This is a genomic window from Mesorhizobium sp. M00.F.Ca.ET.216.01.1.1 (assembly GCF_004010325.2).
Taxonomy (GTDB): Bacteria; Pseudomonadota; Alphaproteobacteria; order Rhizobiales; family Rhizobiaceae; genus Mesorhizobium.
Genome location: NZ_SADR02000056.1, coordinates 1 through 13,957, shown reverse-complemented (window position 1 = coordinate 13,957; position 13,957 = coordinate 1). Strand labels below are relative to the sequence as shown.

Annotated in this window: 13 protein-coding genes and 1 pseudogene; 8 read left to right on the top strand and 6 right to left on the bottom strand. The window is 63.0% G+C overall.

Annotated features, from left to right (window positions below; genetic code table 11):
• The first annotated feature begins 229 nt into the window (after positions 1-229).
• Complete coding sequence (locus EN859_RS34620; RefSeq protein WP_127857118.1) at positions 230-2,221, top strand: PhoX family phosphatase; 1,992 nt, start codon at positions 230-232, stop codon at positions 2,219-2,221.
• 228 nt (positions 2,222-2,449) lie between these two features.
• Positions 2,450-3,487, top strand: a complete 1,038-nt coding sequence (locus EN859_RS34615) for a phosphatidylglycerol lysyltransferase domain-containing protein (protein WP_127857115.1) — start codon at positions 2,450-2,452, stop codon at positions 3,485-3,487.
• Between the two features lie 18 nt (positions 3,488-3,505).
• Here the strand turns inward: EN859_RS34615 and EN859_RS34610 are convergent, their stop codons facing one another.
• The gene (locus EN859_RS34610) at positions 3,506-4,267 is read right to left on the bottom strand and encodes an ABC transporter permease (protein ID WP_127857114.1); all 762 of its coding nucleotides are present in this window, start codon (positions 4,265-4,267) and stop codon (positions 3,506-3,508) included.
• Positions 4,264-5,211 carry an ABC transporter ATP-binding protein gene (locus EN859_RS34605; protein WP_127857113.1) on the bottom strand — a complete coding sequence of 316 codons (948 nt, stop codon included), beginning with the start codon at positions 5,209-5,211 and terminating at the stop codon, positions 4,264-4,266. Before EN859_RS34605 ends, EN859_RS34610 begins: the two co-directional genes overlap by 4 nt.
• 261 nt (positions 5,212-5,472) lie before the next feature.
• Between EN859_RS34605 and EN859_RS34600 the strand changes: the two genes are divergently transcribed.
• The 6 genes from EN859_RS34600 to EN859_RS34575 all read left to right on the top strand — a co-directional run bounded on the left by EN859_RS34600 (position 5,473) and on the right by EN859_RS34575 (position 11,333).
• Positions 5,473-6,834: a cytochrome ubiquinol oxidase subunit I gene (locus EN859_RS34600; RefSeq protein ID WP_127857112.1), complete on the top strand. Its 1,362-nt coding sequence runs from the start codon at positions 5,473-5,475 to the stop codon at positions 6,832-6,834.
• Between the two features lie 10 nt (positions 6,835-6,844).
• Positions 6,845-7,849 (top strand): cytochrome d ubiquinol oxidase subunit II, encoded by a 1,005-nt coding sequence (locus EN859_RS34595; protein WP_127857111.1) that lies wholly within the window; start codon positions 6,845-6,847, stop codon positions 7,847-7,849.
• 637 nt (positions 7,850-8,486) lie between these two features.
• Positions 8,487-9,257, top strand: a complete 771-nt coding sequence (locus EN859_RS34590) for a transporter substrate-binding domain-containing protein (protein WP_127857117.1) — start codon at positions 8,487-8,489, stop codon at positions 9,255-9,257.
• Positions 9,258-9,288: 31 nt separating this feature from the next.
• The gene (locus EN859_RS34585) at positions 9,289-9,960 is read left to right on the top strand and encodes an amino acid ABC transporter permease (RefSeq protein ID WP_127857110.1); all 672 of its coding nucleotides are present in this window, start codon (positions 9,289-9,291) and stop codon (positions 9,958-9,960) included.
• A 10-nt stretch (positions 9,961-9,970) separates the two neighbouring features.
• On the top strand, positions 9,971-10,630 hold the full coding sequence (locus EN859_RS34580) for an amino acid ABC transporter permease (protein ID WP_127857109.1): 660 nt from the start codon (positions 9,971-9,973) through the stop codon (positions 10,628-10,630).
• Positions 10,608-11,333 (top strand): amino acid ABC transporter ATP-binding protein, encoded by a 726-nt coding sequence (locus EN859_RS34575; RefSeq protein WP_127857108.1) that lies wholly within the window; start codon positions 10,608-10,610, stop codon positions 11,331-11,333. Before EN859_RS34580 ends, EN859_RS34575 begins: the two co-directional genes overlap by 23 nt.
• Positions 11,334-11,458: 125 nt before the next feature.
• Here the strand turns inward: EN859_RS34575 and msrA are convergent, their stop codons facing one another.
• The 4 genes and pseudogenes from msrA to EN859_RS34555 form a co-directional block, all read right to left on the bottom strand.
• Entirely contained in the window at positions 11,459-12,199 is a 741-nt protein-coding gene (msrA, locus tag EN859_RS34570; protein WP_127857107.1) for a peptide-methionine (S)-S-oxide reductase MsrA, read from the bottom strand.
• Between the two features lie 202 nt (positions 12,200-12,401).
• Positions 12,402-12,692 carry a hypothetical protein gene (locus tag EN859_RS34565; protein ID WP_127857106.1) on the bottom strand — a complete coding sequence of 97 codons (291 nt, stop codon included), beginning with the start codon at positions 12,690-12,692 and terminating at the stop codon, positions 12,402-12,404.
• Positions 12,693-12,831: 139 nt separating this feature from the next.
• Positions 12,832-13,539 carry a DUF1223 domain-containing protein gene (locus tag EN859_RS34560; protein ID WP_127857116.1) on the bottom strand — a complete coding sequence of 236 codons (708 nt, stop codon included), beginning with the start codon at positions 13,537-13,539 and terminating at the stop codon, positions 12,832-12,834.
• Positions 13,540-13,830: 291 nt separating this feature from the next.
• A pseudogene (locus tag EN859_RS34555) lies at positions 13,831-13,957 on the bottom strand (IS630 family transposase); the annotation flags it as partial.

The following is a 13,957-nucleotide window of genomic DNA, read 5'->3' as shown; positions in this document are numbered from 1 at the left end:
GTCTACAACCGCCGACGGCTTCACTCAGCACTCGGCTATCTCAGTCCAATGCAATTCGAGGATCCACACACCCGGCAAACGGTCAAATCAGCGGCCTGACCCTGTCCGGCCCGAGGGGCCCACTCCAGGCGTCATCAAACTGTAATCCGCCAGCTTTACCCGGGTCGGTCAGGCAACATGCTCCAGCCATCCCAAGAAGCCAGAGGCAAGCCCCATGACTGAACATCGCTTGACCGAACATCGCTCTGCTGACACCCGGTTCCGCACCAGCCTGCTTGAGGAAAATGACGGTCCGGCCGCCAATCCCACCGACAACCGCACCATGGGCGAGATCATCGCCGCGCGGTTCTCGCGCCGTGGCTTCCTCAAGGGTTCGCTCGCCGTCTCGGCCATCGTCGCCACCGTCAGCCCGATTGCGCTGATCACAGCCGACAACGCCCGCGCCGCCGAAGGCTCCGCCTTCGCCTTCGACGAGCTTGAGGCCGGTATCGACGACAAGCACCATGTCGCACCGGGTTACGACGCCGACGTGCTGCTGCGCTGGGGCGATCCGCTTTTTGCCGATTCGCCGGAATTCGATCCGGCGAAGCAGTCGGCTGAAGCCCAGGCAAGGCAGTTCGGCTACAACAACGACTATGTCGGCTATATCCCGATCGACGGCTCGGCCGAACACGGCCTGCTGGTGGTCAACCACGAATACACCAACCCGCATCTGATGTTTCCGGGCCTCGTCACCATCGCCGACGGCAAGGTCAAGCAGGCGCCGCTGACCAAGGAGCAGGTCGATGTCGAGATGGCCGCACATGGCGGCACCATCATCGAGATCCGCAAGGACGGCGGCAAATGGCAGGTGGTGCGCGACGGCAAGCTCAACCGCCGCATCACCTCCAACACCGAGATCGCGCTCTCCGGCCCAGTCGCCGGCCACGATCGTGTCAAGACCAGCGCCGATCCGACCGGCACGAAAGTCATCGGTACCGTCAATAACTGCGCCGGCGGCGTCACCCCGTGGGGCACCTATGTCATGGCCGAGGAAAATATCCACGGCTACTTCTCGGGCGAACTGCCGCAAGGCCATAAGGAAGCAGCCAACTACAAGCGCCTGGGCATTCCCGAAGGCGCCTATGAATGGGCAGCGCACTACGATCGCTTCGACCTCGGCAAGGAGCCGAACGAGCCGAACCGTTTTGGCTGGATCGTCGAGGTCGACGTCAACGACCCGACCTCGACGCCGAAGAAGCGCACCGCGATGGGCCGCTTCAAGCACGAGGGTGCCGAATCGATCGTCGCCAAGGATGGCCGGGTGGTCTTCTATCTCGGCGACGACGAGCGCTTCGACTATGTCTATAAATTCGTAACCACTGGCACATTCGACCCGAACGACCCTGCCGCCAACAAGGACCTGCTCGACGACGGCACGTTGCATGTCGCCAAATTCGCCGAGGATGGTTCGCTCGAATGGCTGCCGATCGTTTTCGGCCAGGGCCCGCTGACCGCTGAAAACGGTTTTGCCAGCCAAGCCGATGTGCTGATCGAGACACGCCGCGCCGCCGACCAGCTCGGCGCCACCAAGATGGACCGCCCCGAAGACATCCAGCCCAACGCCGCCCATGGCAAGGTGTATGTCATGCTGACCAACAATTCGAAGCGCAAGGCCGACCAGGTCGACGCCGCCAACCCGCGTGCGGTGAACGCCTTCGGCCACATCATCGAGATCGTCGAGGATGGTGGCGATTTCGCTGCCACCAAGGGCAAGTGGGAAGTGCTGCTGAAATGCGGCGACCCCTCGGTGGCCGAGGTCGGCGCCACCTTCTCGACCGCAACCACCGCCAATGGCTGGTTCGGCATGCCGGACAATTGCGCGGTCGACTCGGCCGGCCGGCTCTGGGTCGCCACCGACGGCCAAGGCCCGAAGGCCACCGGTCGCACCGACGGCCTGTGGGCCGTCGACACCGAAGGGCCGGCGCGAGCGACCTCGAAGCTGTTCTTCCGCGTGCCGATCGGCGCCGAAATGTGTGGGCCGCTGTTTGCGCCGGACGACCAGACCGCCTTCGTCGCTGTCCAGCATCCGGGCGACGGCGGCGAAGACTGGGAGCCGTTTGGCCGCCCTTCCTACTACGAGGACCTGTCGACCCGCTGGCCCGACTTCAAGCCTGACATGCCGGTCCGGCCGGCGGTCGTCGCCATCACCAGGCAGGGCGGCGGCAAGATCGCCGTCTAGAGCTGTTCCGGTCCGCCGGTCAGCAGGAATTAGCAATCCGAAGGAGGGATATCGGCACGCCCGAAACCCTTCTTTTTGATGCTTTTCCTTCGTCTTCGCGATGACCTTCCGCGCCGGCGAGGCATCTCGGCGATTGCGCCGGGTTGCGCTCCATATGGCACATGCGCGATATGATCGATAATCAACCAGCACCAATGCGATTGATTCGAGGCCCGCGGAAGCTCGTCCATGCCCTCCTTGCGCACTCATTTCGATCGCCTGCTCGAGGACGCTGCGCCCAAGGTTCCGCGGCGGGAACTGACGCATGTCGAGCGCCTGGCCCTAGTGCGCCGGCATGGTGACTTCTCGCTCGCCTACTCGACCGCCGTCCAGCAGAAACTGTCCTATTTCGGCGACGCAGACGGCTACATCGCCTTCGGCACCAAGATGAAGCACCATTTCGCGCTTGGCGACCCGGTGGTTCGCCAGCCCGATCGGCCCGATTATATCAGGCGTTTCGTCGAAGCCGCCGGTGATCCCTGGTTCGTGCAGATTAGCGAACAGACCGCGCGCGTGCTAGCCGGGCTCGGCTATCGGATCAATCGTTTCGGTATCGACACGAGGCTTGTCTTGCCGGATCACGATTTTTCCGGAAAGCGCAACGAGACCGTGCGGTACTCCGAGCGCTGGCTACTGAAGAAAGGCTTCACGTTCGCCGAGGACAACCGCAGCGTCTTTCTCGACGAGATCCAGCGGCTCTCGCAGAACTGGCGGGCGGACCGCATCGTCAAGCGCTGGGAGATGGCTTTTCTCAACCGCCCCTTTGCCGACCATCTTGGCGTCGATATGCGCCGTTTCGTCCTGCACGGGCCGGATGGCGAGCTCGTTGCCTTGCTCGACTTCGATCCCTTGTTCAGCCGCGGCAAGGTCATTGGCTACACCACCTCGTTCAAGCGCAAGCATGTCGACGCGACGGCGCATGCCGAGATCGGCCTGACCAAATTCGCGGTTGACCGCTTTCGCGAGCAAGGCATCTCGGTCGTCACTCTCGGCCTGTCGCCGCTGGTCGAAATCGGGCCGAGCGGCTTTGCCGAATCGAGCTTCTGGCGAAACGCCTTCCAGCGCGCCTATGATTCGCCATGGATCAACCGCTCGAAGTTCAACCTGCAGGGACAGGCTGCCTTCAAGCGTCGCTTCCACGGCGTCGAGGAACCGACCTATGTCGCCTTCCGCAAGGGAACGTTGGTCGAGATGCTGGGATTGCTGCGCCTGGTCAAGGCCGTTTGACGGCGTCTCGTTCGCCCGTCAGTTCCGCAGCCGGTAGCCGGTCCTGAAGATCCAGGCGACGATGGCCACGCAGACCAGCAGGAAGACAACAGTCATGCCGAGGCTGACTCCGATGGAGACATCGGACTTGCCGTAAAAGCTCCAGCGGAACCCGCTGATCAGATAGACGACCGGGTTGAACAGCGTCACCGTGCGCCAGATGCCGGGCAGCATGTTGATCGAATAGAAGCTGCCGCCGAGGAAGGTCAGCGGGGTGATGATCAGCAGCGGCACCAGCTGCAGCTGTTCGAAACTCTTCGCCCAGATGCCGATGATGAAGCCGAACAGGCTGAAGGTCACCGCCGTCAGCACCAGGAAGGCCAGCATCCAGAACGGATGCTCTATCGAGAGCGGCACGAACAGCGACGCCGTCGCTAGGATAATCAGCCCGAGCATGATCGACTTGGTTGCCGCACCTCCGACATAGGCGGTGATGATCTCGACATAGGACACCGGCGCCGACAGCAATTCGTAGATCGAACCGACGAATTTCGGGAAATAGATGGCAAAGGACGCGTTGGAGATCGACTGCGTCAGCAGCGACAGCATGATCAGCCCCGGCACGATGAAGGCGCCGTAGCTGATGCCGTCGATCTGGCTGATGCGCGAGCCGATGGCCGAGCCGAAGACGACGAAATAGAGCGATGTCGAGATCACCGGCGAGACGATGCTCTGCAGCATGGTGCGCAAGGCCCGCGCCATTTCCACCCGGTAGATTGCCCAGATCGCGCGCAGGTTCATGCTTCTTGCCTCGCCGGATTGGCTTCTTGCCTTACCAGATTGACGAAGATCTCCTCGAGCGAGCTGTTTTGCGTGTCGAGATCGCGAAACTGGATGCCGGCGGCCTCGAGATCTCGGATCAGCGAGGCGACGCCCGGCCGTTCGCTCTGGTTGTCGTAGGTGTAGGTCAGCTTTTCGCCATCCGGCGAAAGCTCGAGCGCATAGTTCGAAAAAATCTCCGGAACGGCGGCGAGCGGGCTGCGCAGTTCCAGCACAAGCTGTTTGCGGCCAAGCTTGCGCATCAGTTCGGCCTTGTCGTCGACCAGGATGATCTCGCCGCGATTGATGACGCCGACGCGGTCGGCCATCGCCTCGGCCTCCTCGATATAATGCGTTGTCAGGATAATGGTGACGCCGTCCTCGCGCAGCCGGCGCACCATCGACCACATGTCCTGGCGCAGCTCGACATCGACGCCGGCGGTCGGCTCGTCGAGGAACAGGATGCGCGGCTCGTGCGACAGTGCCTTGGCGATCATCAGCCGCCGCTTCATGCCGCCCGACAGCGTGATCGCCTTGGCATCCTTCTTGTCCCACAGCGACAGGTCGCGCAGCACCTTCTCGACAAAGGCCGGGTTCGCCGGCCTGCCGAACAGGCCGCGGCTGTAGTTTACCGTTGCCCAGACCGTTTCGAATGCGTCGATGGTAAGCTCTTGCGGCACCAGCCCGATCAGGCTGCGCGCGGCGCGATAGTCGCGGTTGATGTCATGGCCGTCCACCGTGACCGTGCCAGACGAACGGTTGACGATGCCGCAGACGATCGAGATCAGTGTTGTCTTGCCGGCGCCGTTCGGCCCGAGCAGCGCAAAGATCTCGCCGCGCCTGATGTCGAGGTTGATTTCCTTCAACGCCTTGAAGCCGGTGGCGTAGGTCTTGGTGACCCCGGAAATGGAAATGATCGGCTGCATGGTTGAAAACAGCTGCTTGAAAAGAGGGTTGTTGATTTTTAATCCCGCTGAATGTCGGTGCGCGCGAGCGGAAGTCAATGCCGCTGCTGACAGTTCTGGCCAATCATTGCGGCAAAATCGGCCATTACGGCAAAATCAGTTGGCGCCGATGCACCATCTCGTCGCGTCCTGCGACAAGGCGCCCCGCGTGACGCAGCGCCGCTTTGACCGGGCCACGCTTCGCGCCTATTCTGCAATCATAAGCAGCAGCCGGAGCCCGCCATGGACCCGCTCATTCTGTCGCGCATCCAGTTCGGCGCGAACATCTCGTTCCACATCCTGTTTCCGGCTATCACCATCGCACTTGGCTGGGTGCTGCTGTTCTTCAAGCTCCGCTACAACGCCACCGGCGACACCGCCTGGATGCGCGCCTATTTCACCTGGGTGAAGGTGTTCGCGCTGTCCTTCGCCATGGGCGTGGTTTCAGGCGTCACCATGAGCTTTCAGTTCGGCACCAACTGGCCGGGCTACATGAAGACCGTCGGCAACATCGCCGGCCCGCTGCTTGCCTACGAGATCCTCACCGCCTTCTTCCTCGAGGCGGCGTTCCTCGGCATCATGCTGTTCGGCTTCCGCCGCGTCTCCAACCGCATCCACACGCTGGCGACCGTGCTAGTGGCCGGCGGCACCACCGTATCCGCCTTCTGGATCATCGCGCTCAATTCGTGGATGCAGACGCCGGCCGGATTCGAGATGCGCGACGGCGTTGCCCACGCCACCAATTGGTGGGCCATCCTGTTCAATCCGTCGATGCCCTACCGGCTCGTTCATATGCTGCTGGCCTCGGGCCTGACGGTCTCCTTCCTGATCGCCGGCCTGTCGGCGCTGCGCTATCTCTATGGCGACCGCTCGGAATCGATGTGGAAGGCGCTGCGCACCGGGGTCTTCACCGCCGCCATCCTGATCCCGATCCAGATCTTCGCCGGCGACCAGCACGGCCTCAACACGCTCGAATACCAGCCGCAGAAGATCGCCGCCATGGAGGCCAACTGGAACACCGGCCCTAACGTGCCGCTGGTCCTGTTGGCGCTTCCCGACGAGGCGGCGAAGGAGAACAAATTCGAGATCACCATCCCCGACGGCGCCAGCCTCGTCCTCAGGCACAGCGCCAGCGGCGTGGTGCCCGGGCTGAACGACTATGCCGGCAACCATCCGCCGGTCTTTCCGGTGTTCTGGGGCTTTCGCATCATGGTCGGCACCGGCGTCTTGATGCTCGTGGTCTCGTGGTCGGCCGCCTTCTTCCTCAAGCGCCGCCACAGCCTGCCAAGGCCGCTGGCCATGCTGATGGTGCCGATGGCGTTGTCCGGCTGGCTGGCGACGCTTGCCGGCTGGTACACCACCGAAATCGGCCGCCAGCCTTGGCTGGTCACCGGAGTGCTGAAGACCGCCGACGCCGTCGGCCCGGTCGCCGGCAGCCATGTCGCCTTGACGCTTGCTATCTATCTCATTCTCTACGTACTGCTTTTGATCGCCTATCTCGGCGTGCTGGTGCACCTGGCGCTGAAGGCGGCAAAGGACGGCGACGCCTCGCCGTTGCCGGGCGTCATGAACGCGGCGCTGTCGCAGCCTGCTGCAGGCGAGTGAGGACGTAACCATGACCTTCGACTGGCCAACGCTGCTGCCTCTCATCTTCGCCGGCCTGATGGGCCTGGCCATCCTGATCTATGTCGTCCTCGACGGTTTCGACCTCGGCATCGGCATCCTGTTCGCGGCGGCCGAGGACGCCGAGCAGGACACGATGATCGCGGCAATAGGCCCGTTCTGGGACGCCAACGAGACCTGGCTGGTGCTGGCCGTCGGCCTGCTGCTGGTCGCCTTCCCAATGGCGCATGGCACCATCCTCAGCGCGCTCTACATCCCGGTCTTCGTGCTTCTGGTCGGCCTTATCCTGCGCGGCGTCGCCTTCGATTTTCGCGCCAAGGTGCCGGCCGGCAGCAAGCATCGCTGGAACCGCATCTTCTTCCTCGGCTCGCTCATCGCCTCGCTGGCGCAGGGTTATATGCTCGGCCTCTATGTGCTCGGCCTCGATGTCGGGCTGGGCGGTATCGCCTTCGGCGCGCTGGTGGCGCTCTGCCTCGCAGCAGCCTACGCAGCGATGGGCGCGGCGTGGGTGATCTACAAGACGGAAGGCGAATTGCAGAGAAAGGCGGTGCTGTGGCTGCGCAGGGCGCTGGTGCTGGCCGCGCTCGGCATGGCCGCGGTGTCGCTGGCAACGCCGCTTGCCAGCCCGCGCATCTTCGACAAATGGTTCGTCTGGCCGGCCATGCTCTATCTGTCGCCGCTGCCGATCCTGTCGGCGGTGCTGTTCCTGTGGCTGTGGCGGCAGACCTTCCACCTGCCAAAGCCCGACGACCGCCACGCGCTGACGCCGTTCCTGACACTGGCCGCCATCTTCGCGCTGGGCTTCGCCGGGCTCGCATGGTCGTTCTACCCCTTCGTCGTGCCCGACAGGCTGACCATCTGGCAGGCGGCCTCGGCGCCCGAAAGCCTCGCCTTCATCCTCGTCGGCACGGTGTTCGTGCTGCCGATCATCATCTTCTATTCGTTCTATGCCTACCGTGTCTTCGGCGGCAAGGCGACGGACCTGACCTACGACTGACGCCCCGTCCTGCCGTGAGCCTTGAGCATTTTGCAGCCACCACTTGGCGTCGCACAAATGCGGCTAAAACAAACAGATAGAGCGGGACGACGCCGGCGCGCAGTTCGCCTTCCCCACGCAGCTGGAGCACAGCGCCGCCGATCTGCCGGTCGATGAGGAAAAGCGCATCGCCGCCGGGAAGCGGGTCAGCGCCTGGCGCGAGGCGGAAAATCTGCCGTTCCCCGAGTTCAGCCAACTCGACAAATTTGCCTTCAACAACACGCTGCCTATCCGCCGCAAGGCTCGGCGCAATACCGGGAGAGCGGGCCCGCCCCGCAATCGCCCGAAGCCGAGGCTTCACCGGAGAAAGCGCGCTGGAGCCTGCCCTGGCGCAAAGGCACACCGTCGCGCACCGGTCGAAGCTGAGGCAGGCGGCAACCGGCCGTTTCGATCCGCCTGCGCGCAAATCAGTCAACCCAATTTTCTGCACAATATTTAGGCCGCCTGCCAGTTGGGCGGCATTGGATCGTGATGGGAGCCTTCCGATCTATTGGAAAAGCTCCGACTTCGACGGTTTGGCATGGCTGTTGCTTTGCCCTGACGACCATTCGGTTTCGTTCAGTCAAAAGGGAAAAAGATGAACCGTCGCAATCTGTGCATGCTGACCTTCGCCGCCGTAGTTGGAATGGCCATGGCTCCCTCTCCGCAGGCGCGGGCTGACGCCTTGAGCGACATCGGCGCGCGCGGCACCGTCCGCATCGCCGTTCCACAGGATTTCCCGCCCTTCGGCAGTGTCGGCGCCGACATGACGCCGCAAGGCTACGATATCGACATGGCCAATTTGATCGGCGAAAAGCTCGGCGCCAAGGTCGAGATCGTCCCGGTCACCAGCGCCAACCGCATTCCCTACCTGCAGACCAACAAGGTCGACCTGGTCATTTCCAGCCTCGGCAAGAATCCCGATCGCGAGAAGGTCATCGACTTTTCCGCCGCCTACGCCCCCTTTTACAACGGCGTGTTCGCTCCGGCAGATGTCGCGGTCGCCAAGGCGGAAGACCTCGCCGGCAAGACGGTCGGCGTCACCCGCGGCGCGATTGAAGATCTCGAACTGACCAAGGTCGCGCCCGCGAGCGCCGACATCAAGCGCTACGAGGACAACAACGGCACCATTTCCGCTTTCCTTTCCGGCCAGGTCGAGGTGATCGCAACCGGCAATGTCGTCGCCGCCGCCATCATCGAAAAGAACCCGCCCAAGCGGCCCGAACTCAAATTCCTGATCAAGAACTCGCCTTGCTATATCGGCATGAACAAGGAACAGCCGTCACTGATGGCCAAGATCAACGGCATCATCGCCGCCGCCAGGTCCGACGGGACCCTCAACGCGATCTCCGAGAAATGGCTTAAGGTCGACTTGCCGGCGGATCTGTGATCCCGGTCCGTCTCGCGCCCGACAGCTGATCATGAGGTACCATTTCGATTTCGGCTGGCTGATCGAGTATCTGCCGGTGCTGCTCAAGGGCATCCGCATCACCGTGCAGCTCATCCTGATCGGTGCGGTGTTGGGCGTGGCGCTCGGCACCGCCTGTGCCTGGGCACGCGCACTCGGGCCGAAATGGCTGAAACCCGTTGTCGCGACCTATGTCGAGCTGATCCGCAACACACCCTTCCTCATCCAGCTGTTCTTCGTCTTCTTCGGCCTGCCGTCGCTTGGCATCAAGATGTCGGAACTGACCGCCGCCAACCTCGCCATGGTCGTCAACCTCGGCGCCTATAGCTGCGAGATCATCCGTGCCGGCATCCAGGCCACGCCACGCGGCCAGTTCGAAGCCGGCGCCAGCCTCGCCATGAGCCCCTTCCAGACCTTCTGGTACGTGGTCCTGGTCCCGGCGCTGCAGCGCATCTGGCCGGCGCTGTCGTCGCAGGTCGTCATCGTCATGCTGGGCTCGGCCGTCGTTTCGCAGATCGCCGCCGAGGACCTGACCTTCGCCGCCAACTTCATCCAGTCGCGCACCTTCAGAGCCTTCGAAACCTACATCGTCTCCACCTTGATCTACCTGGCCCTCGCGATCCTCCTGCGCCAGCTGCTGGCCGGCCTGGGCTGGATGCTGTTCCCGAGGAAGGCGTCGCGATGAGACATGCGCCATGACCCAGTTCACCTTCTGGGACATCCTGCGTAACCTGCTGCTGGCCGCGCGCTGGACCGTTCTGCTGTCGCTGGTCTCCTTCACCGGTGGCGGCATCGTCGGCGCCGCCCTGCTTTTCCTGCGCATCGGCAGCCGGCGGGGGATACGGCTTCTGTCACGCGGCTATATCCAGCTGTTCCAGGGCACGCCGCTCTTGATGCAGCTTTTTCTCGCCTTCTTCGGCCTTGGCCTGTTCGGCATCGACGTCCCCGCCTGGCTTGCCGCTTGTGTCGCACTCATATTGTGGACCGCGGCTTTCCTCGCCGAAATCTGGCGCGGCTGCGTCGAGAGCATCGCCAAGGGCCAATGGGAGGCGTCCGCCAGCCTCGGCATGGGGTATCTCCAGCAGATGCGTTACGTCATCCTGCCGCAGGCGCTGAAAGTGGCGGTGCCGCCGACAGTCGGCTTTTCGGTGCAGGTGGTGAAAGGTACCGCGCTCACCTCCATCATCGGCTTCGTCGAATTGTCGAAGGCCGGCTCGATCGTCACCAACGCCACGTTCCAGCCGTTCACGGTCTATGGCCTGGTCGCGCTGATATATTTTGCCTTGTGCTGGCCGCTGTCGAAATCGAGCCAGCTGCTGGAAAGGAAGCTCAATGTCGCTCATCGCAATCACTGAGGTGAAGAAGCGCTTCGGCGACAATGAGGTGCTGAAGGGGATTTCCATCGACGTCGCGTCGGGCGAGGTCGTCGCCATCATCGGCAAGAGCGGTTCCGGCAAGTCGACGCTGCTGCGCTGCATCAACGGGCTGGAGACCATCGATGAAGGCTCGATCGTCGTCGCCGGCGCCCAGTTCCTGTCCGACGAGGCGCATCTCAAGGCGTTGCGCCTGAAGGTCGGCATGATTTTTCAGCAATTCAACCTGTTCCCGCATCTGACGGCTGGCGGCAATGTCATGCTGTCGCAGATGGTGGTGAAGAAGACGCCGAAGACGGACGCCGAAGCGGTCGCGCGAAAGATGCTCGACCGCGTTGGCCTCGCCCATAAGTTCGACGCGCTGCCGGACGAACTGTCCGGCGGCCAGCAGCAGCGCGTGGCGATCGCACGCGCGCTCGCCATGCAGCCGATCGCGCTGCTCTGCGACGAGATCACCTCGGCGCTCGATCCCGAACTCGTCGCCGAAGTGCTGGCCGTCGTCAAGGAACTGGCCGCGGAAGGCATGACGCTGGTGATGGTCACCCATGAGATGCGCTTCGCCCGCGACGTCTGCTCGCGCGTCGTCTTCATGCATCAGGGTCGCGTGCACGAGATCGGCGCTCCCGAGGAGGTCTTCGCCAATCCCCGGACGCCGGAACTCAGGCAGTTCCTGGGTGTGCAATAGGCGTGGATCGCTAATGCATGTCGCCCAAAAGTGCGAAGCGGTTCTGGGACAACGACTTGCATGAAACAAAGACTTAAGCGCGTCGCATGGTTCTCTTCAGATGCGACGCGCTTTAGCGAAGAAGATCAGCTCTTGTTGGCGGCCATCACCAGCACCGGCCTGTCGCTATAGAGATTGGGGAACAGTCTCTTCAGGTCCTCGATCTTGGGCAGGTCGTTGTAGACGATGTAGGGATAGGTCGGGTTCTGGGCCAGGAAGTCCTGGTGATAGTCCTCGGCCGGATAGAAGCTCTTGCCGGTCTCCAGCGTCGTCACGATCGGTTTTGCAAACACCTTGGCCTTGTCGAGCTGGGCGATGTAGCTCTCGGCGATCTTCTTCTGCTCGTCGTTTTCGGCAAAGATCGTCGAGCGATACTGGGTGCCGCTGTCCGGCCCCTGATAGTTCAACTGCGTCGGGTTGTGTGCGACCGAGAAATACACCTGCAGCAGCTGGCCATAGGTGATCTTGGACGGCTCGTAGGTGATTTCGACCGATTCGGCGTGGCCGGTCCGGCTGGTACCGACCATCTCGTAGACGGCCGTATCCTTGCCGCCGCCGGCATAGCCGGAGACGGCGCTGGTGACGCCCTTGACGTGCTGGAACACGCCCTGCACGCCCCAGAAGCAGCCGCCGGCGAAAACAGCCTTTTCGGTACCGCTGCCGGGTTTTTCGTCCATTGCCGGCGGTGGGATCACCACCGCGTCCTCGGCCGAGATCGCCGGCGTCTGCCAGAAGGCGGCTCCTGCCGCCGCCAGGATGAGTGCCGCAAGCGCCGCCCTGGCAAAATTCGCAGATCGCCTCGCGGCGGGTTGTTGAATACCGGTCATGTCTGATCTCCCATGATGGTGTTTCGACTATACGACAGATAGCTGCGCCGGCGTGTCACATTGCTGTGCGTTGGGCCGTGCGTATTGGGCCCAGGCGCCGACGGTCCAGGCTAGAGATGCGGCGCATCGGGGCCGAAAGGGACCGTCCCCGACCTGGACAGGGAACGGCCATGGCCAGGGACGGCCGGGAGCGGATCCGAGCCTATTTGGCCGGGGCCATGGCATCGGTCGCCCCCATAGCGTCGGCTGGCTTCATCGCATCCGTTGCCATGGCGCCGGTCGGTTTCATGGCGTCCGTCGGAGCGACAGGCTTCATTGCGTTCGTGCTCATCGCATCCGTTGCCACGGCGTTCGCCGGCTTCATGGCTTCGGTGCCCATGGCATCGGCCGGCTTCATCGCGTCTTCGGCGCGCGCGATGCCGCCGGCAAAAAGCGCCGTCGAGCAAAGCGCGAAGGCGAGCGCCGGCAACGTCAGGCGGGTCAAGTTGGTCATGATGGTTTCCTCTTGGAGGTGGCGCGCTGATGCGGCCGGCTGCTGCGGCGCCGCTCATGCGGCGTTGCGCAATTCTGTTTTGAGCATGATCTTTTCCAAAAACCGGATTCCACTTTTTGGGATCATGCTCCGGGGAAATTTAGTCGGTCGCTGCGGCGAGGATCGGCCCGCCGCCCGGCGATTGCACCAGCACCGCGGTGCTGAGGCCGCCGGCGGCGGCCGGCAGCGGCAGCGTGGTGGCATCGCCGGTCCAGCTGCCGAGTTTCGTCAGCGAGCGCACGACATTGGCATGCGGCAGCGTGTGGCCGGTGTTTTCGCCACGCGCCACTGGCACCTCGATGACGCCCTGCCGGTAGCGCACCAGCCAGATATCCGCCTCGCCGCCCGGCACCGAGCCGGCGCCAATGCTGATCTTTCCGTTGCTGAGCGACAACGACGGGCCTTTCGTGTGGCCGCTGCCCGCAATCAGCCGTTCGATTTCGCCCGGCCGGGCGCCAACCGCATCGGCATCGCCATTGACCACAACCTGCGGCGTGAACGGACCGGAGCGGCCGAGCGACGGCTCGTAGGTGACCTGGCGTTGGGTGAATTCTTGCCTGCCAAACGTGTCTTTCCAGCCGAGGTAATCCCAGTAGGTGACGTTGAACGACAGCGCCAGCACGCCGGGCCGGTCCTTGATCTTGATCAGATTGGCATTGGCCGGCGGGCAGGATGAGCAGCCTTGGCTGGTGAACAGCTCGACCACGGTGAGCGGCTGGCCGACGGCGGCATTCGTTGTTGCGAGGGCAAGGAGGGCCGCGCCTGCGATCGCCCCAAGCCGGCCGCCTTTTGCTTTCGATCCAGTCATCGGGTCCTCCGTTGCAACGAGCGCCAGCCGCCGGCCATATCCCCACTTCGCCGCCGCGGGGAGCTTCGTTACAACGTTCACCGCTTCGTGATTGGAACGCTCGTTGTCTTTGCGGCGCTGGAGATTGGCGAAAGCGGGTGCGACATCCAATCTCCCTCCTTGTGGGTGAGATGTCCGGCAGGACAGAGGGGGGCGACGTAAAGCGCGGAGGTGGGCCTTACGTGCAAGTGGCGTCGGGATACTGCATAACGCCAGGTTGGTGTATGGATAACCAGAGAGGCGGTCGAACTCCTAGTGGATTGATTCCAACGTTTGGAACCCGCGGTTTCGGGCGGCGATGATGTCATCGGGGTTGGCTTTCCAGATGAATGGTTGCGGGTTCTCTGCATTGTATTCGCGGATGAAGCGGTTGATGGCG